The following is a 24134-nucleotide window of genomic DNA, read 5'->3' as shown; positions in this document are numbered from 1 at the left end:
TCAGTTCGAGCCCGCCTTGGAGGCGGCGGCCACGGACGCGCCGATGGACTCGGCGAGCTGGACCACGCGCGGGCCCCACCGGGAGGCGAGATCGTCGTCGAGCTGGACGACCCGGTCGTTCTTGATCGCGGACAGATTCTTCCAGCCGGGCCTGGCTGCGAGGGTCTCCTTGCTCTGCTGGCAGCACTTGACGTCGGCCAGGAAGATCAGGTCGGGGTCGGCCTGGGCCACGAACTCGGCCGACAGCTTGGGGTAGCCGCCGGCCGCGTCGGGCGCCTCGTCGGCGATGTTGGTCAGGCCGAACATGGCGTAGACCTGGCCGATGAAGGTCTTGGACGTGACGGCGTAGGGGGTCTGGTCGAGCTCGTGGTAGTAGCTGAGCTTGCCGTCCTTGGGCGCCTCGGCGGCCAGCTTGTCCAGGGCCGTCCTCATCCCGGAGACGACCTCGCCGGCCTTGGCCTGGTTGCCGGTGGCGGCGCCGATCTCGGTGATCTCCTCGTACGCCTCGTCCAGGTTCGTCGCGGCCGGCTGGTGCAGCACGGGCACGTTGAGCTTGCCCAGCTCGGCGACGACCTTGTCGAGGTCGTCGGAGACGATGACCAGGTCGGGCTTCTGGGCGACGATGGCCTCGATGTTCGGCTTGAAGCCGGACAGCGCGGTCTTGGGCGCCTCCGGCGGGTAGTTCGACCGGTCGTCCACCGCGACGACCTGGGGGCCGGCGCCGATGGCGAAGAGCGTCTCGGTGTGGGTGGCCGACAGCGAGACGATCCGCTTCGGCTTCCCGGCGATGGTGACCTTGCCGTTGGCCGCTTCGACGGTGACGGGGAAACCGGCGGCGGCGTCGGAGGTGGCGGAGGAGGTGGGGGCGGCGCTGGAGGGGGACGCGGACGGGGAGGCTGTGGTGCCGCCGCCCTGGCCGCAACCGGCCAGGAGGAGCGTTCCCAGCAGCGCGCCCGCGAAGGCCGTGCGTACGGGCCTCACGAGTGGTCCTTTCACACTGTTCGGAACCGAGAGACCCGCGATGAGCGACGGATCACCCTTTTCCACGAGGGTTGATGACGTCAGCGCGGAGGCAGGCGACCTGGCTATGACAGTTGCGGGACAGCGCCGGACTCGCACCGGACTTCGCTGCGCTCTGCGCGTCGGACGTACGCTATCAATCCTCCTGAAGCCGCCCGCGTCAAGGGGTGAGTTGGGCCTCCGCCTCGGCGATGATCCGCTGGATGCGCAGCCCGTGAGCGGCGTCGAGGGGGTGTCCGCCCTGGCGTACGGTCCTGGCGAACTCCTCGGCGACCGTCTCCAGGGGGTCCTCCTCGAAGTGCGGCAGGACGGCGCTGCCGGTGCGGCCGTAGACGGCGATGGTCTGCGGGGGCGCCTCGCCGGGCGTGGTCATGCACAGCGACACCTCGCTGACGGCCCCGCCCTCGTGTTCGAGCAGCAGGCCGGTCCAGCCGAGCGAGCGGCCGTGCGCGCGCACGCCGGTGACCTGGCCGAGCGCGGCGTCCAGCACGTCGATCACGTGCGGGCCGACGTCGAGCAGCGCGCCGCGCTCCAGCCGCCAGGGGGTGGCGAACGGGTGGTCGCCGAGGAGGGTGCCGGAGATGTTCACGGCGTGGCCGCCGAACGGCTCGATCTCGGCGCAGCGGGCCAGGAAGTCGCGGGTCTGGGCGGCGTAGCGCAGGGTGAGCACCATCTGGGAGGGCACGCCCGTCTCGGCGATGACGTCGGCCAGGCGGCGGGCGTTGCCGAGGGAGTCGGCCAGCGGCTTCTCCAGCAGCAGGGCCTTGCCCGCGCGGGCGGCGAGGGCGGCGTACTCGGCCTGGACGGCGGGCGGGACGCAGAAGGCCACGGCCTCGCAGTGGTCGAACAGCTCCTCGATCCTGGTGAACACGGGCGCGCCGAGCTCGGCTGCGCTCTCGGGGCGCCTGGCCCACACCCCGGCCAGCCGCGTGTGCGGCCCCTTGGCCAGCATCGGCCCGTGTGCCATCCGTGCCCACGGCCCCGCTCCGACCAGCCCGACCGCCACCGGCTCCATACATCCTCCTAGATCAGCTCAAAGCCACCATAGGGGACGTTCCGGACGGGAGGCGCCGCCGGGTCACTGGTGGTCGCGCCACTGCTGGACGGCGTGCTGCGGCCGGTGCGCGAGGGTGCCCGAGTCGAGGACGAGGGTCTGGCCGGTGAGGCAGCGGGACTCGGCGCAGGCCAGGAAGGACACCAGGTCGGCCACGTCCTCCACCGTGCAGGCCCACGGCAGCAGGCGCTCGGCCGCCTTGTCGGCGAGCTGGGCGGGCGTCATCGCGCGCCGAGCGGTGTCGGTGAGGACCAGGGCGGGGGCCACCGCGTTGCAGCGGACGCCGCGTGGGCCGTACATCGTCGCCACGTAGCGGGTGAAACCGATCAGGGCCGCCTTCGAGGCGCCGTACGCGGCGTGCGCGACGTCCCCCACCAGCGCCGACACCGACGAGGTCAGCACGATGGCGCTGCCTTCGCCCATGGCGGGCACCGTGTGCTTGACCATGAGCATGGCCCCGCGCAGGTTGACCTCCATGGTGCGGTCCCAGACGGCGGTGTCGAGGTCCTCCAGGGCGCCGTCGCGGCCGTACACGTCGGGGTCGAGCGCGGCGGCGTTGGCGTGCAGCACGTCCAGCCGCCCGAACGAGGCCACCAGCGTCGCGACGGCCTCCTCCACCTGCTTCTCGTCGGAGACGTCGCAGGTCAGCGCCATCGCGGTGCCGCCGTGGGCGCGGATGGCGGCGGCGCAGGCCCGCGCGGCGGCGGCGCGCAGGTCGAGCACCCCGACGCAGGCCCCCTCGGCGGCCAGGCGGGCCGCGCAGGCCGCGCCGATGCCGGACCCGGCGCCGGTCACGAGCGCCACGCGCCCGTCGAAGCGCCCGTTCACCACTCCACCGCCAGGGACGACAGGCCGCGGCCCACGATGGACCTGCGGTAGGCGATGTCCTGGCCGGGCACGAGCCGCAGGCCGGGCAGGCGGCGGCCGAGCACCTCCAGCGCCGTGCGCAGCTGCAGCCGGGCCAGCGCGGCCCCGACGCAGAAGTGGATGCCGTAGCCGAAGACCAGGTGCTCGGCGGCGTTCGGCCGGTCGATGACGAATCGGTCGGGATCGGGGAAGACGCTCTCGTCGTGGCCGGCCGAATCGGTGGACAGCAGCACCAGGGCGCCGGCCGGGATCGTTACGCCGCGCAGGGTGAGCTCGCGCGCCGCGTACCTGAACGAGCCCAGCGACGCGCCGTCGATGCGCATGCACTCCTCGGAGGCGTTCGCGAGGAGCGCGTCCGGCACCGGCCAGACCCCCTCGCGCAGCAGCCGCAGGACGGTGTTGCCGAGCTGGTTCGGGACGGTGTCGTTGCCGCCGAGCAGGATCGTGGAGATCAGCTCCACCACCTCGCGGTGGGTCAGCTCCGCGCCGATGAGCGCGGTCATCAGGGAGGTGAAGTCGTCGCGCGGGTCCTTGGCGCGGGCGGCGACCAGCCGGTCCACGTAGTCGAGGTAGTCCAGGAAGCTGCCGGCCAGCTCCAGCTGCCGCTCCGGCGGCTGGGGCGACAGGAAGAGCTGGAACCAGTCCTTGACGTGCGCCTGCACGAACGCCTCGTCCGCCTCGGGCACCCCGATGAAGCGGGCGGTCAGCTTGATCGACGGCTCGTGGCCGAGGTCGGTGACGAAGTCCGCGTGCCCGCGCGGCGCCACCCGGTCGAGCAGGTCCTCGTTGAGCCGGCGGAAGCGCTGTTCCAAGGCGGCGACCGCGCGCGGCGTGAACGCCCTGGACACCGACCGGCGCAGGCGGGTGTGGTCCGGCGGGTCCACGTTCGCCACGAAGCTGGACAGGAACGAGCCGTGCTCGCCCAGCTTCTCCCTGGTCTCGCGGGTCAGGCTGCGCGAGATCGTCAGCGAGCCCTTGGAGGAGAAGCTCTGGGGGTCGCCGTACGCGGCCCGCACGTCGGCGTGACGGGTCAGCACGTACGCGCCGAGGTGCTCGCTCTTGAACACCGGCGACGCGGCGCGCAGCCGCCGCAGGAAGGCGTAGGGGGCGGCGACGTGCCAGTCCGACGTGACGTCGAAGTCCTCGCTCATCCGAAGATCCTCCGCGGGTTGCCGACCATCATCTGATCGATCTGGTCGTCCGTGACGCCCCGCCGGCGCAGCTCGGACAGCACGTCGCGGGAGATGTGGAGCAGGTGGTAGCGGGGGTGCCGGCGCCGGACCACGCCGGCGTCGAAGCGGTCGTTGAAGCAGTAGGAGTCGTGGCCGAGCACCATCCGGCCGGCGTGGCCGCGCGCGCACATCTCCGCCACGATCGCCACCCGGTCCTCGAACGGGCTGATCGTCTCGATGCCGAAGCGGTCCATGCCCAGGTACGAGCCGCGCGCGACCAGCTCCTCCAGGTAGGCCACGTCGGTCGAGTCGCCGGCGTGGCCGATGACCACCCGGCCGAGGTCCACGCCCAGCGACTCCAGCAGGTCCTGCTGCTCCAGGCCGCCCTTGGAGGCGCTGTGGGAGTGGGTGGTGATCGGCGCGCCGGTCTCCAGGTGGGCCTCGGCGACCGCCCTGAACACCCGTTCGCAGCCCTTGGTCATGCCCAGGTGGTCGGAGGCGCACTTGAGCATGGCGGCCTTGACGCCGGTGCGCCCGATGCCCTCGGTGAGGTCGCGGACGAAGAACTCGGCCAGCCGGTCAGGCCCGCCGAACAACGATCCGGGGCCCCGGTTGCCGAAGTAGGGCGGCAGCGCGTCGTAGGTGTAGAGGCCGGTGGCGGCCACGATGTTCACCTCGGTCAGCTCGGCCACCCGTTGCACGGCGGGGACGTAGCGCCCGAGCCCGACCACGGTGAGGTCCACGATCGTGTCGACGCCCTCGGCCTTGAGCGCGTCGAGCTTGCCCGCCGCCTCGCGGGCCCGCCGTTCCAGGTCCCAGCCCTCCGGAATGTCCGGCCAGTTCCACAGGATCTCCGGGCTCAGCCCGAAGACGTGCTCGTGCATGAGCGTCGCCCCGAGGCCGGCGACCGGGCCTCTCACGGTCTCGGGCACGGGAACCTCTCGTGCTCGAACGGCTGGTTGACCCGCAGCCCGAGCCCGTCGGTCTGCCGGTAGGGCAGGCCCGTGTAGAGGGCGTCGGCGTCGAAGTAGGTGACGGTGAACGACAGGCGCGGGCTGTCACGGCGGTTGGCGGGGGCGCCGTGCACGGTCAGCGCGTGGTGCACGGTCGCGTCGCCGGCCTTGAGGTCGAGCGGCGGCGACAGCTCCAGCTCCTTGAGCCAGGGGTGCTGGCTGAGCTGGTCGTCGCCCGGCCGGGTGAAGCTGCGGCCGAGCAGGCCGCAGCGGTGGGAGCCGCTGTAGAAGCGCAGCGACCCCATGTCGGCCGGCACGTCTGCCAGGGCCAGCCAGACGGTCAGCATGGCCGAGCGGTCCATCGGCATCCAGGGGAAATCCTGGTGGAACTCGGTCGCGCCGTGCTCACCCGCCTCCTTGACCAGCAGGTTGGTCACCTGGACGCGGACGGCGCGCACGCCGCGCAGCAGCCGTACGGCGGTGCGGCCCATCCCCTGGCTGAGGGCCAGCGCGCCGAACAGCTCGTCGCTCGCCGCGATGTCCCTGGACTGCCCGAACGCCTGGTCGACCAGCGTCTCGCGGCTCTTCGCGCGGGCGTCGAGATGGCGCATGGCCCGCTCGCGCAGCTCCGCGGCCAGGTCCGGCTCGATCAGCCGGTCGAGCCTGACCCATCCGTGCTCGTGGAAGAACGCCGCCTCGTCGTCGCTCGCCTGGCGCACGGGGATCTCCATGGGCCCAGTCTGACACCTAAAGCAAGCGCTTGGTAAGACGCGTCGCGATGATTGTGGACCGGCCGGGGGCCTCCTTCAGCTCCAGGATGCCGTGCAGCGGGTTGGTGGCCTGCCGTACCTTGCGCTTGAGGTCGGCCACGGTCAGCACGCACACCGCGACCGCTCCGGTCATGACGGTGACGGCCAGGGGCACGTTCGTCAGGTCGCGCAGCGCGACGAAGGCGAGCACGCCCGCCGCCGTCAGCGCGGCGGCGTAGTGGATCGCGACGCCGGCGACGAAGGCCGACCGGAGCGTGAACAGCCCCGCCGAGGCCCGGGCGGTGAGCAGCCACAGCAGCCAGACTCCGGAGACGAGGCCCGCCCAGGCCAGCCAGGCGGGCGGCCCCGGCCACTCACCGGTCAGGACGACCACGCCGCGCACCACCGCGAGCAGCGGAAGCAGGGCGGACAGCGCCACGCTGAACAGCCAGGGACCCGAATCCTCGCGCTCGGGCCCGGGAAGGACGGCCAGGAAAGTGGCGAAGCCCAGCACGACGGCCGCGATCGCCCAGTTCCAGCCGATCAGCTCAGCGAGCGTCACCAGCGCGAGCGATCCCGGGGCCGCGACCACTGCCGGCAGGAACAGCAGCACGCTGGTCACCACGGCGGGTTTGCAGCGCAGGACACTCCAGCCGATGGCGCCCTGCCTGGTGAGGTCGAGGACGAGCATGGCCGTGATCACGGCGATGGACGTCGCCGCGAGCAGGGCTCCCCAGGCGAGCCACGGCTCACCCCACGGCGCCCGCCCGTTGAGCACCAGCACGGCGCGCATCCAGGCGGCCAGGACGAGACCCGACGTCAAGGCGGCGATGAGCCCCACGTGCATGCCCTGCCGGAACTCGACGGGCGCCGTGACCCGCCGCCAATCGTCCTCCGTGGCCGCCCGCCCGGACGCACCGAAGAGGCGGGTCAGGAGCCTCATACGCTGTGCCGGGTTCAGGCTGTCCAGCAGCGTGTAGATCGCGGGATGCGACTCGAAAGTCCATCGCGACACGAGCGCGTCCAGTTGTTCGCTCAGCTCCTCCTCGGAAACGAGCGACAGACTCTCCCCAGGGGGTATGGCCAGGTGTGTCTGCGACTTCCCCAGAGCCATCGCGACCAGCGGGAGCGCCAACCGGCTGTCCACGCGCACGTGCGGCGACACGGTCTCCGCGTCCGAGTCCGCGAGCAGCCACGCGATGCGTTCCGCGACCGCGGTCAGGGCCGCGGGCGAACTCTGGGCGAACGGCGCCCACACCCACGCCAGCCCGGGCCCGCCGACCGGCTCCGCGTCCGGTGGCGGGTCGCCGAGTGCCGTCTCGATGTCGGCCGAGCGCAGCATGGCCCCCAGATGCCAGGCTGCCCTGGTCGCGACCGGCTTCTCGGCGGACAGCAGTCCGGCCAGCGTCCAGGCCGCCTCCGGCGTGCCGATCGCGGCCAGGTCGTCCACGGCCGCCGGATCGTGCGGCGCCCGGTTGCGCAGGGCGCCGATGGCGAGGTTGCCCATGTCGATCAGCGCCGTACGCACCTTCGGGTCGTCGGGGGCCAGCCCGGCCAGGACCTCGGCGGCGGCGGGCAGATTGGTGGCCGCCAGCGCGGCGATCGCGGCCTCCCGCCGCGCCCCCGAGCCCGTGCGCGCCGTACGGGACAGGAACGCGTAGACCTTGCGCCCCCGCTCCCCCGGCCCCGCGGCCACCAGGGCGAACGCGCCGATCGTCTGCTCGGCGTCGGCCGCCTGCCCCGGCTCCCCCAGGTGCCGCTCGAACCACGCGGTGATCTCCCCGGCCAGCTCCTCCTCCAGGTCCGCCGCCTCGGCCACGCAGGCGAACGCCAGCACCCGGTCCCGCCGGTAGATCTCGCGGACCACCCCGGACGCCGGCCGTCTGGTCACCCCGCACCACATCTTCACCACCTCGCGCCACACGTCCGGCGCCTCGGCGTGCGCGCGCAGCAGCTCGTCGGGGTCCTCGGCCAGCTCGCAGGCGGAGAAGTACTCCTGCAGCGTCTGGTGCGCGAAGCTGAACCCGCGCCCGCCGTCCACGGGCAGCAGCAGCCCGGTCCGCTCGACGATCTCGGTCAGCATCGGCTCGGCCGCCTCGGGCTTGCCGCCGAACCTGGTGGTGATCACCTTCTCCAGCTCCGCGAGCACGTTCTCGTACGGGAGCGTGAGCCGGTCCTCGCGCCCGATCGCGGTCCTGTGGGCCAGCAGGGCCAGACGTTGCAGGGCGCGGCGGCGCTGCTGCTCCTTGAACCGGGTGGCGTGGGTGAGCTTGGTGCGCAGCAGGTAGTCGGTGGCGTGGGCGTAGAAGACGGTGCGCGAGTTGGGCAGCTTGATCTCGTCGTCGCCGTTGTAGAGGTAGGCGATCATCGTCAGGAGCAGCGGGTTGCGGGCCAGCTGCATGATCAGCGGCGCGTCGCGCAGGGTGGCCATGAGCTCGTCCACCCGCTCCCTCCTTGCGTGCGCGTCCTCCGGGGAGCCGCTTCCGTTCTGCCAGGGCCAGCTGGTCAGGAAGCGCCGCATCTGCGCCTCGTCGAACGGGGCCACCTCCACCGTGCACGTGGCCACCTCGGCGAGCCGGCGATCGTAGACGGCCGAGCGGCAGGTGACCACCATCTGGTTGCCGTCGGGATGGTCCCTGGCCCACGCCTGCAGCTCGGTCACCACCCGTTCCTGGTCGGCCATGGCGACCTCGTCCAGCCCGTCGAAGAGCACGGTGAGGCAGCCGCGTTCGAGCAGCCGGTCGAGGTAGGTCCCCGCGTCGCCGACCCGCTTGAGCGCGCCGGCCACGTGCGCGTGGAGCGGCCTGGGATCGCCGCTGCACGCGCGTAAGCGGACGAGGACGGCCACCCGCCGGGTGCGTCCCTCGCCCAGAACGGTCTTGGCCCACTGCAGCATGGAGTGCCGCAGCAACATCGACTTGCCGGCGCCCGGCGGCCCGAGCACGACCGTGCACGGCTCGTCCCTGACCCGGGCGTACATGTCGTCGGAGCCGGGCTGCAGCCGGTCGTCGTCGTGGCGCAGCGGCACGTAGACGCCGTCCATGCGCAGCTTCATGCCCTCGGTGAACGGCACGTGGAAGGTGGCGAACTCGTCGCGGACCCTGGTGGCGTAGCGGCGCAGCCCGCGCCGGTTCCACCGGCCGCTGCCCAGCGTCCTGGCGGCCAGCTCGTCGCCGACGTGCTCCGACAGCCGCCCCCACCAGCGCGCCAGTGCCTTCCTGGACAGCAGGACGAGCAGCACGAGCACGACGAACCAGACCGGGTGCTGGAAGAACCTGACGAGCTCGTCGAGCGAGGGCAGCTTCATGGGCGCTCCACCGGGGCGGTCCCCGAATTCTAACGGCGTTCCCCCGTCCGAGCCCTGCGATTAGTATCCCAAGCAAGCATTTGGTCCAACGAAAGGGCGCGCCGATGCGGCGGTTCAGGTTCGGGGCGGTCGTACGGGAGGCGGCGTCGGCGAAGGAGTGGGCGGACAAGGCCAGGCGGCTGGAGGAGACCGGGTTCGACGTGCTACTCGTGCCCGACCACCTGGTGGGGCCGAGGTTCGCCCCCATCGCCGCCCTGACCGCCGCCGCCTGCGCCACCACCCGGCTGCGGGTCGGCACGCTGGTGTTCGCCAACGACTTCCGGCATCCGGCCGTGCTGGCCAAGGAGACGGCCACGCTCGACGTGCTGTCCGGCGGGCGGCTGGAGGTCGGCATCGGCACCGGCTGGATGGCCGGCGACTACGCGGGGGCCGGGCTGGAGCTGGCACCGCCGGGGGTCAGGATCGAACGGCTGCGGGAGGCGCTGGCCGTGCTCAGGGGCCTCTGGGGCGAGGGCCCGTTCCACTTCGAGGGCCGGCACTACCGGATCTCCGGGCTCGACCAGCGGCCCAAGCCCGTGCAGCGGCCGGGACCTCCGCTGGTGATCGGCGCGGGCGGAGCCAGGATGTTGCGGCTGGCGGCCGAGGAGGCGGACGTGGTGAACATCGGCACGCGGGTGCTGCCTGACGGAAGCGGGCCCGACGCGGCGGACGGCGGGCGGCCCGCGCTGCTGGCCAAGCTCGCCGCCGTACGGGAGGCGGCGGGCGACCGGTACCCGCGCCTGGAGCTGGGCACGAGCGTCATGCAGGCGGGCGAGCTGAAGCCGGAGGAGACGTGGAGCGCGGCCGACAGCTCCGCCCTGGACGGGACGCCCCAGGTCCTCCTGGGCACCCGTCACGACATAGCCGACAAGCTCCGCTATTGGCGGGATGAGCACGATATTTCGTATTTCGTGGTGCATCATGAGCGCGACCTTGCCGCGTTCGAGCCCGTCGTCGAGGAACTGGCCACCTGACGCGACCGCACGACCCGCCGTGCCCGATGATGGGAACCATGGACGAGATGCTGCTGCTCCGGCACGGTGAGACCGAGTGGAGCAAGGCGGGCAGGCATACAGGCCGCACGGACCTGCCTTTGACGGAGCACGGCGAGGAGCAGGCCAGGGCGCTGGCGCCGCTGGCGAAGGAGCCGTTCGGCCTGGTGCTGGTCTCCCCGGCCCAGCGGGCCAGGCGCACGGCCGACCTGGCGGGTCTGACCGGCTACGAGATCGACCCCGACCTGTGGGAGTGGGACTACGGCGGCTACGAGGGCATCACCACACCCGACATCCGCCAGGGCCGGCCCGGCTGGTACCTGTGGCGCGACGGCGTGATCCCCGGCGACGCCGACCATCCGGGCGAGAGCGCCGCGCAGGTGGCCGCCCGTGCCGACCGGGTGATCGCGCGGGCGCGGAAGGCCGGCGGACGGGTGGCGGTGGTGGCGCACGGCCACTTCCTGCGCGTGCTGGCCGCCCGCTGGCTGGGCCTGGCGCCCGAGGAGGGCCGGCTGCTCAAGCTCGACACCGGCACCTACTCGCGGCTCGGCTTCGAGCACGCGGAACCCGTCCTCACCACCTGGAACGCCCCGGTCGGCTGAGCCGCCGACCGGGCGCGCAACCCGCCGAAACGGGCAGGCCGGGCAGTCTGTTCAGCCGACCTTCGCGCGCAGGGCCGACTCGTGCAGGGCCCGGCTCACCAGCCAGCCGCGCAGCGACCCCAGGCCTGGATCGTAGGACTGCGGGCTCTCCCAGAGCGCGACGAAGACGTTCTGGGTGATCTCCTCGGCGTACGCCTGGCTGCCGGTGACCTTGGCCGCCACCCCGAACACGTACGAGCCGTGCAGGTCGTACGCCTCGGCCAGGGCGTCGAGGTCGCCGGCCGTCAGCCGTGCGCACAGGTCCATGTCGCTCATCAGTCGCATCCCAGCGTGGCGGCGGCGCGGATCAGGTCACGGGCGAGGGCGGGGTCGCCCTCAGCGGCGTACGGGAACGAGCCCGGCGGCCACCGGTCGGCCAGCAGGCGGCAGAAGCCGACCGCGTCCGCCGAGATGAGCACGGCGACGTGGTCGGAGGCGGGCGAGAGCGGGATCGTCCAGGTGCCGCCGCCCGGGCCGGTGAGCACGATGGTGGCGGAGACGTCACGGCGCGGGCCCTTCATCGCGCGCGGCAGCAGCGCGAGCCCGAACTCGGCGATCATGTGCACGTGCTCGGGACGCGGCGCGGCGCGGGAGCGGTCGGTGGCGGCCCTGATGTCGTCGGCGTGCGTCCAGGTCTCGAACGTGCGCTGGATCATGGCCTGGCGCAGCGGCGCGCGGGCCGGGCGGGTGCCGGCCAGCGAGACCTCCACGCCCATGAGCACCTCGCTGCTGGCCGAGACCCGTTCGAGCAGGGTTCCGGCCTGCTCACGCCAGCGCCGGTGCGCGGGCGCGCCCTCGTCGCGGCCCGGCAGCCCCATGAACGCCGCCACGGTCGCGTCGTTGGCGGTCAGGTGCTCGACCAGCCCCCTGACGGTGCCGTGCCGGGCGATCGGGGCCTCCCACTGCGGCGCGCTCAGCTCCGCGAGCAGTTCGTCCATGACGGCGACCTGCTCGGCGTAGGGGGTGGCCACGCCGGCCACGCCCACCGCGGCGGGGCTGCGGCGGCGCCGGGCCATGGACAGCACGGCCGCGCGCAATGACGGTGGCGGCTCGACGGCCGTGCCGGGCTGGTCGAGCAGGGCGACGGCGGCGCCGCAGTCGGGGCACGAGGCGACATGATCGTCCGGCCGCTGCCCGTTGTAGAGGTATGAGTCTGACATGACCACCTCCGCGGCCGACGCTAGGCCGGCGGTTCTCCCGGAGCCAGGCGGCAACCGGGGAAGGGTGCCAGAAGCGTCTCACGCCAGCGGCCTTCTAGGTAGTCGCGAGCCCGTTTTCCCCAATCCAGCAGCCGGGAGTCGGGCGCCACCTCGTCGTCGAGGCCGAGCGCCGCGTCCCTGGCGCGCTGGGTGGCCAGGTGGTCGTCCAGGGAGACGGCCCACAGGGTGACCGCCTCGGTGTCGCAGAAGAGCACCTCGTACAGACCGGCCAGGGTGTGGCCGTGCTCGGCGAGGACGGGCGCGCGCTCGGTGCGTACGGCGTGCAGGTAGTCGAGGGCGGCGCCGGGGCGGACGCGGGCGCTCTCGAAGAGGTAGAGCTCGGCGGCGGGGGCCGCGGACAGCGGCGGGCAGCCGGGGGCGGCGCCGAGCGGCCGGGAGAAGGCGGAGAAGCGCAGGTCGTCGATGTCGGACAGGAACAGGCGCTCGTCCACGCCCTGATAGATCTCCATCATCTGCCGCCAGCCGCCGTCCCAGCCGCCGTGGCAGTCCCAGAGCGTGACGACCTTGAACTGCGGATGGCCGGTGATGCCGACCGCGTAGAAGGCCCCGACGAGGTCGATCTCGCGGGACCTGATGGACATGCCGGAGGTGAGCGACGGCGCGGTACGCGTCTCGTCCTCGCGCTTGTAGCGGGTCAGCCAGGTGAGGTATTCCAGGGGGCGCCTGGAGTTCATCGGCCGGAAGTCGACCTCCTCGATCAGGTGGATCGCTCGCCGCACTACGCCTCCTCTACCAAGCGGTTGCTTGGCCCGAGGATAGCGATCAGGCGGGCGTCTGGGAAGGTTGCGGTCCTCGGCCGGTCAGCCACTCCAGCACCCTGCGGTGCCCGGAGGCGGCGTCCTCGAAGTGGCCCCAGTGCCAGTAGCGGGGCTGGTCGCGCAGGCCGGTCACCCAGGTCCGGTAGGAGACGGTCGCCCCCGCGGTGGCCGGCGCCACGCCGTAAGTGCGGATCACGACCTTGCCGCCCGGCGCGAACAGCACGTCGTCGGCGATCGGATACAGGGTCATCTGGTCGAGCATGACCCCGATCCTGACCGCAGGACGAGGCCGGGCGGTTACGCCTCCGGCGCGCCGCCGTTAAGCGGGCGCGCCGGAGGTTACAACGCTGTTAAACGAGGAGGCCGTCGAACTCTCCGTCCTTCACCCCGAGCACCAGGGCCCGGATCTCGTCGCGGGTATAGATGAGCGCGGGGCCGTCGGGGAAGCGCGAGTTGCGCACCGCGATGCCGCCGTCGGGCAGCTCCGCGAGTTCCACGCAGTTGCCCTGCGAGTTGCTGTAGCGACTCTTACGCCAGGCGACCTGGGTCAGGTCCGCCGCGGGCATGCCGTTGTAGGTCTGGTTCATCTACATCTTTCTGAGAAGACCGCCGATGAGCTCGACGGTGCCCCCTGGCGTGGTGCTCTCCACGCACAGCTGCTCCATGGCCGTGAGGTACGGGTCGATGTCCTCACGTTTGTCCAGGTACAGGGCACCCCAGAGCTGCTCGACATAGACAACGTCCGACAAGTCGGACTCGGGAAACCGCAAGATGCTGAACGCGCCCCCTTCGGCGGCATGTTTGCCGAACCTGAAGGGCATCACCTGGAGGGTGATGTTGGGAAGGGCGGCGACTTCTAGCAGATGCTGGAGCTGCTCGGCCATGACTTCCCGCCCGCCGATGGTCCGCTTGAGCGCCGCCTCGTCGATGACGGCCCACAGACGGGGGCCGTCCTTCTGGGTGAAGCGCTCCTGGCGCTGCATACGCATGTGCACGCGCCGCTCGATTCTCTCCGGACTCGCATCGGGATTACCCAGCTGGAAGACCGATCGCGCATACGAGGCCGTCTGCAGCAGGCCGGGCACGAACTGCACCTCATAGGTGCGGATCACGCTGGCTGCCTCCTCCAGGCCGATGTACGTGGTGAACCACGACGGCAGTTCGGCGGAGTACTTGTGCCACCACCCGGGGGTGTTGGCCTCGCGCACCATCTCCAGCAGGGAACGGCGTTCGGCATCGTCGACGACGCCGTACAAGGTGAGAAGGTCTTCTACGTCACGTGTCTTGAAACCGACGCGGCCGAGCTCCATCCGGCTGATCTTGGACTCGGACGCCCGGATGTGGAATCCGGCCTGTGCCCGGTCGAGCCCGCTGGCCTCGCGGAGACGCCTGAGGCTCGCCCCCAGCATGATGCGCCTTACGGTCGAACCGGAACCGGGCGGATCAATCGACACGTGCTGCTCCTTGGTCGTTTCCTTGCGACACAGTCTGTCACTTCACGGCCGAAAGATCATGGGCCGCGGACAAGATCCCCTTTCCCCCATATTGACCATTTGAGGGCAACCGTAGCGTGTGCACGAGTTGTCTGCACGTGCATTCGCTCTTGCACCTGCACGAGAGTTTGGCGCAGAATGATCAACGTGCAACAAACCACGGCACACGGCCAGTGGACCACGTTCGATTGGTGGCCCCCAATCGGTTGGTGGCCGGAGGCGGCCGGCGATCTGCTGGTGCCCGGACCTTCCGCGAGCGCCACGTTCGTACTCCCGCCCACCGCGTCCTCGGTTCACGCCGCCCGGAGCTTCACCGCCGGCGCCCTGTCGGGCTGGGGCCTGGGTGAGGAGCTCGCCGACAATCTCGAACTGGTGGTCTCCGAGCTCGCCACCAACGCGCTGCGCCACGGCCTGTGCCTCGACGACCCGCGCCGCGAGCGCACGGTCCACATGTCACTCGTCCGCCGCGGGCCGCTCATCACCTGCGCCTTCACCGATCCAGGCTCCTCGGTGCCGGTGCTGCGATACCCTGGGCCTCTCGACACCGGCGGCCTCGGACTCCACATCGTCGAATCACTCAGCCTCCGCTGGGGCTGGTCCGCACTCGCGCCTCACGGAAAGATCGTCTGGGCAGTCCTCTCCTGACCGGGGGTGATCTGCATTACCGTGGATGGTCATGGCTCACGGTGAGTCCGGCGCGCGACCCCATGAGAGTGCTGACAGATGGAAGATCACCTGCTCGGCTGGCTGCGAAAACTAGACGAAGAACGGCTTGGCCGCATCCTGGCGAACAGGCCCGACGCCATCGCCGCGCCCTGGCCCAGGCGGCTCGACACCCTGGCCCAGCGGCTCGGCAACGGCTTCGCCGTGATGGAGACCCTGCGCGGGCTGCCCCTGCCCTGCCTGCAGCTCGCCGAGGCCGCGCTGGCCATGACGCGGCCCACCCTGGAGACGCTGGCGTGCTTCGTCGACGCGCGCCCCGAGGACGTCACCCCCTGGCTGGAGCACCTCTACGATCACGCTCTGGCCTGGCCGGGCGACGACGGGGTGATCCACCTCGCCGAGGGCGTCACCCGCTACTGGTCCGCGCCCCTGAGCCTGGGCGAGCCACTCGATCACTACCTCAACTCCTGGTCCATCAGCAACGACGCGCTGCACGCGCTCGCCCGCGCGCTCGGCCTGCCCGCCCACGGCAACAAGCGCCGCATGATCGCCCGCGTCATCGACACGCTCGGTGACCTCGCTCACGTCAAGGCGCTGATGCGCAAGGCGCCCGAGGGCACCGTGGCGCTGCTCGACCGGTTCGCCTGGGAGGGGCCCGCGCTCGACGTCGACGGCGGCAGGTTCGTCGTGCCGGGCACGCCCGAGAAGTGGTGCGCCGACCACGGGCTGCTCTTCCGGCCGAGCTGGCACGTCGCGGAGATCCCCCGCGAGGTGGCGATCTGCCTGCGCGGCCCCGCCTACCATCCGGCCTACCGGCCGGAGGCGCCCGAGGTGGCCACCATCCCGGTCGATCCGGAAGAGGTCGACCATCTGATGACGCTGGCCGCACCCCACGTGGTCGAGCGGTGCGCCGCCCTGCTCGACAACACCTCCAAGACGCCGCTGCCGCTGCTCAAGACCGGCGGCGTGGGCGTGCGCGAGGTCCGCAGGGTGGCCAAGGAGACCGGCTGCGACGAGGACGAGACCCGGCTGCTGCTGGAAGTGTGCACGGTGGCCAGGCTGCTGGCCTGGGACGAGCCGTCCGGCGGCATGATCCCCACCGAGCGCTTCGACCGGTGGCGGCTCGACGAGGGCGCGGCCCGGCTGCGGGTGCTGCTCGCGGCCTGGTGGCGAATGGAACGATCTTCCCTGCGCAAGATCGACGGCAAGTACGGCACCGTGCTCGGCGACGACCCCGCCGGCAGCGCGCTGGCCCGCATCCGCAGGGCGGTGCTGTCGGTGCTGGCCCACCTGCCCTCCGGCACGGCCTTCGCCGACCGCGACAGCCTGATGAGCAACGTCCACTGGCACGCGCCGCTGATCGACGTGCCGCTGCTGCGCGAGTGCGCGCCCGCGGTGCTCGACGAGGCCAGGCTGCTCGGCCTGCTGGCCAACAACGCGCTCACCGACCTCGGCCGCGCGCTGGCGGGCCTGGGCGCGAAGGCCGGCGACGAGAACGACGACGCCGTCCCCGTGGTCGAGCACGATCCGGTCCTGGCAGAGGCGGCCACCCGGGCGCTGGCCAGCGTACGCAGGAGCGCCCTGTTCGGGCCCGACCTGACCGCGGTCGTCACCGGGCCGCCGTCGGCGGAGCTGGCGGCGCTGCTCGACCGGACCGCCGAGCGCGAGTCCAGGGGCGCGGCCTCGGTGTGGCGCTTCACCACCGAGAGCGTGCGGCGGGCGCTCGACCGCGGCTACGAGGCCGACGACCTGCTCGACGAGCTGGCCACGGTCGGCACCATCCCGCAGCCGCTCGAATACCTCGTCCGTGACACCGCCCGCAGGCACGGCGAGGTCACGGTCAGCACGGTCGGCTGCGTCGTGCAGGCGCCCGACCCGGCGTTGCTGGCCGAGATCGCCGCGCACCGGCGGCTCGGACGGCTCGGCCTGCGGCTGCTGGCGCCCACGGTGCTGGTGAGCGGGGCGCCGGCCGATCGCACGCTGGCGGCGCTGCGCGAGGTCGGCTACTCCCCCGTGCCCGTCTCCGACACCGGCGAGATCACCATCCACCGGGTCAGGTCGGAAGAGCCGGCCAACGGCAAGCTCATCCTGCTGCCCGGCGGGCAGGTGGCCGAGCTGTCGGAGTTCCCCGGCCTGACGGAGCTGGAGGCGCCCGCCCACATGCTCGCCGAGCCGGCACCCGACCCCTACGAGCACGCCCGCCGCCTCGTCGCCGCCGGCCGCAGCGAGGACGCCAAGAACGGGCGCACCTGGGCCATCATCGGCCGGATGGCGACCAGGCTGCCGACGGCGCAGCAGTCGCTGCTCGGGTTCGTCGTCGACCGGGGCGTGCGGGCCGGCATCACGCTCACCGACGGGCTGACCGCCACGATCAGCCACGGCGAGCTCAAGGGCGCCGCGCTGGACGCCTGGTGCGAGGAGGCGGGCGACTACCTGGAGTTCCCCCTAGCCGAGATCGTCGAGGTCCGCGGCGCCTACTGAGGCCGGCGGCCTACGAGAGCTGGGCGGGCGGGCCTACGTGAGCGGCCCTACTTGAGCGGCTTCGCCTTCTTCAGGTTCGCGACCAGGCCCTCCAGGAAGGCCGCGTAGCCCTGGTAGCTGTAGGGCGCCTCGGCGTTCCACGGGTAGAGCTGGCCCGCCTCGACCGCGGGGAGCTTGGCGAAGGTGGGCTTCTTCATCATCTCCTCGGGCTTGAGCGCCTGCGTACGGGTGTCGTAGAGGATCACGTCGGCCTCGTACTCGTCGGCGTTCTCCCAGCTCAGCGTCTGGAAGAAGCCGCCCTCGTCCACCTTCGACGGGGTCACCACGTTGAGACCGGCGTTCTTCAGGTGCACGATGTCGGGATATTCCGGCGGGTTGACGATCCAGAACGCGTCCGCGCCGCCCGACACCATGAGGATCTTGAGGTCACCGAACGCGGCGAGCTCCTTGGTGGCCGCCTCCATGCGGGCCTTGGCCTCGGGCACCCCCTGCATGTCCGCGCCGAGTGACTTGGCCAGCGCCTCGTAGGTGCCGATCACCTCGGTGGCGCTCTTGCCGGTGAGCATGACGCCCACGCTGGGGGCGACCTGCTCGATGGTCTCCTTGGACTTCTCGGGCACGTACCAGAGGGTGTCCTTGACGTACATGCTGCTGACCAGGAGGTCGGGCTGGAGGCCGATGTACTGCTCGACGTTGAACTCGTCCCAGACGTTGCCGAGGCCGGTGACCTTGGTGATGTCGACGTTGCCGACCTGCGGGTCCTTGCTGCCGTCCTTGAGCTTGTGCGGGCCGAAGACGGCGATGGGGCGCACGCCGAAGTCCCAGAGGGCGGCGGCCGAGCCGACCTGGGCCACGATCCTGCTGGGGGCCTTGGGCTGCTCCAGCTTCTTGCCGCGGTCGTCGGTGAAGGTCCAGCTCTGGGCAGCGGAGGCCGCGCCGTCCGAGGGGGACGCGCCGCCTGACGGGGCCGCCGTCCCGGTGCCGCCGTCGCCGCACGCCGTGAGTGTCAGGGCCACCGCGAGGCCTGCCGCGCCCGACAGGAAGCCCCGGCGAGCCAGTACCGGTCCTGACATGTGGATCTCCTTGGTTAGGGTTGCCTTGTTATCCGCCCATTAGATTAGCCTTGCCTAAGTTTGACGTGCGACGAGAGGGGGTCGGGTGCGCCCGGCTGATGACACGGCCCCAGCGACGGCCCCAGGGAGCGCTGTGAGCGCTCCGGAGAAGGACGGGCCGCGGACGGTGAAGGGCCGGCCGCCGGTGCTGGTGGCCGGACTGCTCGTCACGTTCGCCGTGCTCGTCCTGGTCGCTCTGGCCAGTGTGGCGCTGGGCGCGCGGTCGGTGTCGTTCGGCACCGTCATCGACGCCTTCGCGGCCCCCGACGGCTCCAGCGACCACACGGTCATCCGCGAGCTGCGCGTCCCGCGTACGCTGCTCGGCCTGGGCGTGGGCGCCACGCTGGGCCTGGCGGGGGCGCTCATGCAGAGCCTGACCCGCAACCCGCTGGCCGACCCGGGCCTGCTCGGCATCAACGAGGGCGCGGCGCTGGGCGTCACGCTGGCGCTCGGCCTGTTCGGGCTCAGCGACCCGGCCGTCTACGTGTGGTTCGCCTTCGGCGGGGCGGCGCTGGCCTCCGCCGCCGTGTACGCCCTGGCCTCCTCGGGCCGCTCGGGTTCGAGCCCGGTACGCCTGGCGCTGGCCGGGGTCGCCTTCGGCATGGTGTGCACGGCGGTCGCCTCGGCCATCCTGCGCATGGACCAGCAGACCTTCGACCGGATGCGGTTCTGGCTGACCGGCTCGCTGGCCGGGCAGACGGCGGACACGCTGGTGCGGCTGGCGCCGTTCATGGTCGCGGGGCTGGTGCTGGGCCTGCTGCTGGCCAGGCCGCTCAACATGCTGGCGCTCGGCGACGACGCGGGCAAGGCGCTGGGCGTGGCGGTGAACCGGACCAGGATCCTCACCGGCGTGGCCGTCACGCTGCTGTGCGGCGCGGCCACCGCGGCCGCCGGGCCCCTGTGGTTCGTCGGGCTGATCGTGCCGCACGCCGTGCGGGCCCTGGTGGGGCCCGACCAGCGGTGGGTGCTGCCGTACTCGGCGCTGGCCGCGCCGGTGCTGCTGCTGGGGGCCGACGTGGCAGGCCGGCTCATCGCCCGGCCGGGAGAGGTGCAGGTGGGGATCGTGTGGGCGGTGATCGGCGCGCCGATCTTCATCATGCTGGCCAGGCGGAAGCGGGTGGCGGCGCTGTGAACGTGCACGCCGGACGCTGTTCCGTACGGCCGAGGCGGGTGGCGCTGTGAACGTCCGTGTCGGCCCCTGGTCCCTGCGGCTGGCGCCGCGCGCCCTGCTCGTCACCGCGCTGCTCGTCCTGACCGGCTTCTGCGTCGCCGTGGCGGCGCTGTCCACGGGCGAGTTCACCGTGCCCGTGCCCGACATCCTCGGCGCCCTCTTCGGCCAGGGCACCCCGGTCGCCGAGCTGATCGTGGGCAGGCTGCGCGCCCCGCGCGTGGTGACGGGCCTGCTGGTCGGGGCCGCGTTCGGGGTCAGCGGCGCCATCTTCCAGAGCCTGACCAGGAACCCGCTGGGCAGCCCCGACTTCATCGGTTTCACCGCCGGCGCCTCCACCGGCGGCATCATCGCCGTGGTCTCGGGCGGCTCGGCCGCGATGATCGCGGGTGGCGCGCTGACAGGCTGCGTGGTCACGGCGGTGCTGGTGTACGCGCTGGCCTACCGGGGCGGCGTGCAGGGCTACCGGCTGGTCCTGGTCGGTATCGGGGCGAACGCGCTGCTGGTGGCGCTCAACTCGTACCTGCTGACCAGGGCCAACATCAACGACGCGGCCACGGCGGGAGCCTGGCTCACCGGCAGCCTCAGCGGGCGCGGGTGGGACCACGCCCTGCCGGTCGCGCTGGCGCTGGTGGTGCTGCTGCCGGTGTGCGCGTACGTCTCCCGGCCGATGCGCATGATCGAGATGGGCGACGACGCGGCCAGGGCCATGGGCATCAGGGTCGAGGTCGTGCGCGGCGCGGCGCTGACGGCCGGCGTGCTGCTGTCCGGGGTGGCCACGGCCGCCGCCGGGCCCGTCGTCTTCGTCGCCCTGGCCGCGCCGCAGCTCGCCCGGCGGCTCACCCGCTCGCCCGGCGTGACCATGGGCGCCTCCGCGCTCATGGGGGCCGTGCTCCTGACCGGCGCCGACCTGGCCGCGCAGCGGCTGCTCGCCCCCACCCAACTGCCCGTCGGCGTGCTGACCGCCGCGATCGGCGGCACGTACCTCGTCCTGCTCCTGCGAAAGGACCGCCATTGATGGCCACCTCCGCGCGCCTGTCAGGCACCGGGCTCACCCTCGCCTACGACCAGCGGATCGTGGCCACCGGCCTGGACGTGACGATCCCCGACGAGTCCTTCACCGTGATCATCGGGCCGAACGCCTGCGGCAAGTCCACCCTGCTGCGGGCGCTGGCCAGGATGCTGAAGCCGAGGACGGGGGCGGTGCACCTGGACGGGAGCGTGATCACGTCGCTGCCGTCGAAGGAGGTGGCGCGGCGGCTCGGGCTGCTGCCGCAGAGCTCGCTCGTGCCCGACGGCATCACGGTGGCCGACCTGGTGGCCAGGGGCCGCTATCCGCACCAGCGGCTCATGCGGCAGTGGTCCAGGGCCGACGAGACGGCGGTGGCGGAGGCCATGCGCGCCACCGACGTGACCGACCTGGCGAACCGGATCGTGGACGAGCTCTCGGGCGGGCAGCGGCAGCGGGTGTGGCTGGCCATGGCGCTGGCGCAGGAGACCCCGATCCTGCTGCTGGACGAGCCGACCACGTTCCTGGACATCTCCCACCAGATCGAGGTGCTCGACCTCTGCGCGGACCTGCACGAGGAGGGGCGGACGATGGTGGCCGTGCTGCACGACCTGAACCAGGCGTGCCGGTACGCCACCCACCTGATCGTGATGCGCGACGGGCGGATCGTGGCCGAGGGCGACCCGGCGGAGATCGTCACGCCCGACCTGGTGCACCAGGTGTTCGACCTGCGGTGCGAGATCATCCCGGACCCGCAGTCGGGCACGCCGCTCATCGTCCCCGAAGCCCGCCGCCGCGTACCGGCCTGACACCCCCGGCCGAGCGGCAGCGCTGTACCGAACGTTTCTCCTGGAACGCGCCAAAAGACATGGAGCGGCGAGCCACCTCGGGAGACCCTCTGCGCGACACGCAGAGAACTCTCCCAGGGGGGAACAGATGGACCACGCCGTCGTCATCGGCGCCAGCATGTCGGGATTACTGTCCGCGGCGGCACTGCACCGGCGCTTCGCCCGGGTCACGGTGCTCGACCGCGACATCCTGCCGGCCGTGGACGCCCACCGCAGGGGCGTCGGGCAGAGCCGCCACGCGCACGGCCTGCTCGCCAGGGGCCGGGAAGTCATGGAAGAACTGCTGCCCGGCATCACCGGGGAGCTCGTCGCCCAGGGCGCGATGCTGGGCGACATGCAGGAGCGGGGCCGCCACGTGCACGCCGGGGTCCGGCTGGCCCGGGGGACCTGCGGCCTGGACGGGCTGCTGGTCAGCCGGCCGCTGCTGGAGGGCCAGATCCGGCGCAGGACGAGCGCGCTGCCGGGGGTGCGGGTGCTGTCCGAGCGGACTGTCACCGGCCTGCTGTCCGAGAAGGGCCGGGTCACGGGGGTGCGGCCGGCCGACGGGGAGCCGATCCCGGCCGATCTCGTCATGGACGCGGCCGGCCGGGGCTCGCGCACGCCGTCCTGGCTGGGCGAGCTGGGCTACGAGCCGCCACGCGAGGACCGGGTGGAGATCGACGTACGGTACGCGACGTGGGAGTTCGTGCGCCGCCACGACCACCTCGACGGAGACCAGGTCGTGATCATCGGGCCCACGCCGGAGACGCCGCGCGCGGGCGTGGCGCTGGCGCTGGAGGACGACCGCTGGATCGTCACCCTGGTGGGGTACGGCGAGAGCGCGCCGCTCGACCTGCCCGGCTTCGCCGCCTACGCCGCCACCCTGCCCGTCCCCGACCTGTACGAGCTGGTCACGACGGCCGAGCCGATCGGGCAGCCGCGCGCGTACCGTACGCCGGCGGCCGTCCGGCGCCGCTACGAGCGGCTGGCCCGCTTCCCCGAGGGCCTGCTGGTCACCGGCGACGCGGTCTGCGCCTTCAACCCCCTGTACGGCCAGGGCATGACGGTCGCCGCCATGGAGGCGGGCGCGCTGCTCGACCCGGACCTGAACCCGCGCCCGTTCTTCCGGCGGATCGCCGGCGTCGTGGACATCCCCTGGGAGATCACGGTCGGCGGCGACCTGCGGATGCCCGGTGTCCAGGGCGACCCGACACCGAAGATGCGGCTCGTGCACGCCTACCTCGACCGCTTCCACGCCGCCGCCGCGCACGACCCCGAGCTGACGCGGCGATTCCTGCGGGTGACGAACCTCTACGATCCGCCGCCCGCGCTCATGAGCCCCGCCGCGCTGATCAGAGTGCTGCGCAGCGGCGGACAGCGAGCAGTGCCAGTGCCCGCGTGACCTCGTGCAGCTCCTTCAGCCGCACCTGCTCCCTGGGCGCGTGCGCGAACCGCACGTCGCCGGGGCCGTAGTGCAGCGTGGGGATGCCGCCCGCCGCGTACAGGCGCAGGTCGCTCCCGTATGGCGCCGCCGACTCGACCGGCCGCACCCCGGTCGTGTCCGCCACCGCCCGGCCCACCTGGTCGAGCAGCTCGTGCCCCGCGGGCAGCCGGCCGCTGGCGAACTGGCCGCCCGGCCACGTCACCACCGGCGGGTTCTCCCGCAGCCAGGGGTGCGCCACCTCCGCGACCGCCTGCTCGAACGCCGCCCTGGCCGCGGCCGGGTCCTCGTCCAGCCGCACTCCCAGGCGGCCCTCGGCCACCAGCAGGTCCGGCACGGTGCTGGCCCAGTCGCCCGCCCGCACGGTGCCGACCTCGATCGGGTACGGCGTCGCGGTGGCCGTGAAGAGCGCGGGCGCGTCCCGGTTCCGCTCGGCCTCCAGGCGCCTGATCGCCTCGAACACCGGCCAGAACACCTCGATGGCGTTGATCCCCTCGTGCCGCGTGGCGCCGTGCGCCGCCCGCCCGGCGATCTCCAGCCGGAACGTCAGCGCGCCCGCGTTCGCCGTGATCACCGCGCCGCTGGTGGGCTCGCTAATCACCGCGGCCTCGGCCGTGTGCCCTCTGGCCAGGGTGGCGAACGCGCCGAGCCCGCCGTCCTCCTCGCTGATCACGCACTGCACGGCCAGCGGCCTGGCCAGCCTGACGCCTGATTTGGCGATGGCCCGCGCCACGGCCAGGTTCGCGACCAGGCCCGCCTTCATGTCGCACGCGCCCCTGCCGTGCAACGCGCCGCCCTCGATCCGGGCGGCGAACGGGTCGCTGCCCGCCCACTTGGCCAGGTCGCCGGTCGGCACCACGTCCACGTGGCCCTGCAGTGCGAGCGCGGGCGGGCCCTCGCCGCCCGGGGTGACGGCGGCCACGCCGTAGCCCTCGGTCCTGGGCGCCTCCGTACCGGGGAAGCCGGGGCGGGCGGTCAGGTCGGGGAGGTCCAGCTTCCAGACGTCGACGTCCATGCCCGCCTCGGTGAGCAGGCCCGCCAGATGGTGCTGCAGTTCGGACTCGGCGTCGGTGCCAGTCACGCTGGGGACCCTGACGGTCTCGGCCAGCAGATTCACGGTCTCGGGCTCGTCGATGGCGTCGAGTACCCGGGCTTCCACGTCGTGCAT

Annotated in this window: 23 protein-coding genes; 8 read left to right on the top strand and 15 right to left on the bottom strand. The window is 72.3% G+C overall.

What is annotated here, in order from left to right:
- The 7 genes from AB0C27_RS32200 to AB0C27_RS32170 form a co-directional block, all read right to left on the bottom strand.
- Positions 1 to 981, bottom strand: a complete 981-nt coding sequence (locus AB0C27_RS32200) for an ABC transporter substrate-binding protein (protein ID WP_357851546.1) — start codon at positions 979 to 981, stop codon at positions 1 to 3.
- 199 nt (positions 982 to 1180) lie between these two features.
- Positions 1181 to 2035, bottom strand: coding sequence for a Gfo/Idh/MocA family oxidoreductase (locus tag AB0C27_RS32195; RefSeq protein WP_357851543.1), 855 nt, complete (start codon positions 2033 to 2035; stop codon positions 1181 to 1183).
- 63 nt (positions 2036 to 2098) lie between these two features.
- Complete coding sequence (locus AB0C27_RS32190; protein WP_357851540.1) at positions 2099 to 2902, bottom strand: SDR family oxidoreductase; 804 nt, start codon at positions 2900 to 2902, stop codon at positions 2099 to 2101.
- The gene (locus AB0C27_RS32185; protein ID WP_357851537.1) at positions 2899 to 4092 is read right to left on the bottom strand and encodes a cytochrome P450; all 1194 of its coding nucleotides are present in this window, start codon (positions 4090 to 4092) and stop codon (positions 2899 to 2901) included. Before AB0C27_RS32185 ends, AB0C27_RS32190 begins: the two co-directional genes overlap by 4 nt.
- Positions 4089 to 5045 (bottom strand): phosphotriesterase-related protein, encoded by a 957-nt coding sequence (locus tag AB0C27_RS32180; RefSeq protein WP_357851534.1) that lies wholly within the window; start codon positions 5043 to 5045, stop codon positions 4089 to 4091. Before AB0C27_RS32180 ends, AB0C27_RS32185 begins: the two co-directional genes overlap by 4 nt.
- On the bottom strand, positions 5030 to 5797 hold the full coding sequence (locus AB0C27_RS32175; RefSeq protein WP_357851531.1) for a phytanoyl-CoA dioxygenase family protein: 768 nt from the start codon (positions 5795 to 5797) through the stop codon (positions 5030 to 5032). The genes AB0C27_RS32180 and AB0C27_RS32175 overlap by 16 nt, the downstream gene beginning before the upstream one ends.
- Before the next feature lie 16 nt (positions 5798 to 5813).
- Positions 5814 to 9122, bottom strand: a complete 3309-nt coding sequence (locus AB0C27_RS32170; protein ID WP_357851528.1) for an NACHT domain-containing protein — start codon at positions 9120 to 9122, stop codon at positions 5814 to 5816.
- Between the two features lie 104 nt (positions 9123 to 9226).
- On the opposite strand from AB0C27_RS32170, the gene AB0C27_RS32165 reads away from it, so the two are divergent.
- Both AB0C27_RS32165 and AB0C27_RS32160 read left to right on the top strand, forming a co-directional pair.
- Entirely contained in the window at positions 9227 to 10135 is a 909-nt protein-coding gene (locus AB0C27_RS32165; RefSeq protein WP_357851525.1) for a TIGR03621 family F420-dependent LLM class oxidoreductase, read from the top strand.
- A 38-nt stretch (positions 10136 to 10173) separates the two neighbouring features.
- Complete coding sequence (locus tag AB0C27_RS32160) at positions 10174 to 10755, top strand: histidine phosphatase family protein (protein WP_357851521.1); 582 nt, start codon at positions 10174 to 10176, stop codon at positions 10753 to 10755.
- Between the two features lie 51 nt (positions 10756 to 10806).
- Here AB0C27_RS32160 and AB0C27_RS32155 read toward each other — a convergent pair whose 3' ends face one another.
- The 6 genes from AB0C27_RS32155 to AB0C27_RS32130 all read right to left on the bottom strand — a co-directional run bounded on the left by AB0C27_RS32155 (position 10807) and on the right by AB0C27_RS32130 (position 14181).
- Positions 10807 to 11070: a sigma factor gene (locus AB0C27_RS32155; RefSeq protein WP_357851518.1), complete on the bottom strand. Its 264-nt coding sequence runs from the start codon at positions 11068 to 11070 to the stop codon at positions 10807 to 10809.
- The gene (locus AB0C27_RS32150) at positions 11070 to 11954 is read right to left on the bottom strand and encodes a maleylpyruvate isomerase family mycothiol-dependent enzyme (protein WP_357851515.1); all 885 of its coding nucleotides are present in this window, start codon (positions 11952 to 11954) and stop codon (positions 11070 to 11072) included. Before AB0C27_RS32150 ends, AB0C27_RS32155 begins: the two co-directional genes overlap by 1 nt.
- Positions 11955 to 11974: 20 nt before the next feature.
- Entirely contained in the window at positions 11975 to 12733 is a 759-nt protein-coding gene (locus AB0C27_RS32145) for a hypothetical protein (RefSeq protein ID WP_357851512.1), read from the bottom strand.
- Between the two features lie 43 nt (positions 12734 to 12776).
- Positions 12777 to 13034 (bottom strand): hypothetical protein, encoded by a 258-nt coding sequence (locus AB0C27_RS32140; protein WP_106242400.1) that lies wholly within the window; start codon positions 13032 to 13034, stop codon positions 12777 to 12779.
- Between the two features lie 88 nt (positions 13035 to 13122).
- Entirely contained in the window at positions 13123 to 13359 is a 237-nt protein-coding gene (locus tag AB0C27_RS32135) for a DUF397 domain-containing protein (protein ID WP_043632079.1), read from the bottom strand.
- Positions 13360 to 14181 carry a helix-turn-helix transcriptional regulator gene (locus tag AB0C27_RS32130; RefSeq protein WP_357852474.1) on the bottom strand — a complete coding sequence of 274 codons (822 nt, stop codon included), beginning with the start codon at positions 14179 to 14181 and terminating at the stop codon, positions 13360 to 13362.
- A 222-nt stretch (positions 14182 to 14403) separates the two neighbouring features.
- Here AB0C27_RS32130 and AB0C27_RS32125 point away from each other — a divergent pair, with 222 nt between their 5' ends.
- Positions 14404 to 14910 carry an ATP-binding protein gene (locus tag AB0C27_RS32125; RefSeq protein WP_357851508.1) on the top strand — a complete coding sequence of 169 codons (507 nt, stop codon included), beginning with the start codon at positions 14404 to 14406 and terminating at the stop codon, positions 14908 to 14910.
- A 78-nt stretch (positions 14911 to 14988) separates the two neighbouring features.
- Complete coding sequence (locus tag AB0C27_RS32120) at positions 14989 to 17409, top strand: helicase-associated domain-containing protein (RefSeq protein ID WP_357851505.1); 2421 nt, start codon at positions 14989 to 14991, stop codon at positions 17407 to 17409.
- Between the two features lie 47 nt (positions 17410 to 17456).
- On the opposite strand, the gene AB0C27_RS32115 is transcribed toward AB0C27_RS32120, so the two are convergent.
- Complete coding sequence (locus tag AB0C27_RS32115; protein WP_357851502.1) at positions 17457 to 18482, bottom strand: ABC transporter substrate-binding protein; 1026 nt, start codon at positions 18480 to 18482, stop codon at positions 17457 to 17459.
- Positions 18483 to 18615: 133 nt separating this feature from the next.
- Between AB0C27_RS32115 and AB0C27_RS32110 the strand changes: the two genes are divergently transcribed.
- The 4 genes from AB0C27_RS32110 (at position 18616) to AB0C27_RS32095 (ending at position 22927) form a co-directional block, all read left to right on the top strand.
- Entirely contained in the window at positions 18616 to 19653 is a 1038-nt protein-coding gene (locus tag AB0C27_RS32110) for an iron chelate uptake ABC transporter family permease subunit (RefSeq protein WP_357851499.1), read from the top strand.
- Positions 19654 to 19699: 46 nt separating this feature from the next.
- Complete coding sequence (locus tag AB0C27_RS32105; RefSeq protein WP_357851497.1) at positions 19700 to 20707, top strand: iron chelate uptake ABC transporter family permease subunit; 1008 nt, start codon at positions 19700 to 19702, stop codon at positions 20705 to 20707.
- Entirely contained in the window at positions 20707 to 21507 is an 801-nt protein-coding gene (locus AB0C27_RS32100) for an ABC transporter ATP-binding protein (protein ID WP_357851494.1), read from the top strand. The genes AB0C27_RS32105 and AB0C27_RS32100 overlap by 1 nt, the downstream gene beginning before the upstream one ends.
- A gap of 127 nt (positions 21508 to 21634) precedes the next feature.
- The gene (locus AB0C27_RS32095; RefSeq protein WP_357851491.1) at positions 21635 to 22927 is read left to right on the top strand and encodes an FAD-dependent monooxygenase; all 1293 of its coding nucleotides are present in this window, start codon (positions 21635 to 21637) and stop codon (positions 22925 to 22927) included.
- On the opposite strand, the gene AB0C27_RS32090 is transcribed toward AB0C27_RS32095, so the two are convergent.
- A complete protein-coding gene (locus tag AB0C27_RS32090; RefSeq protein ID WP_357851488.1) occupies positions 22878 to 24134 on the bottom strand; it encodes an ArgE/DapE family deacylase in 1257 nt (418 codons plus the stop codon). The genes AB0C27_RS32095 and AB0C27_RS32090 overlap by 50 nt on opposite strands.

This window comes from Nonomuraea sp. NPDC048882 (assembly GCF_040649755.1).
Taxonomy (GTDB): domain Bacteria; phylum Actinomycetota; class Actinomycetes; order Streptosporangiales; family Streptosporangiaceae; genus Nonomuraea; species Nonomuraea maheshkhaliensis.
This window is presented reverse-complemented; position numbering and strand designations above follow the sequence as displayed.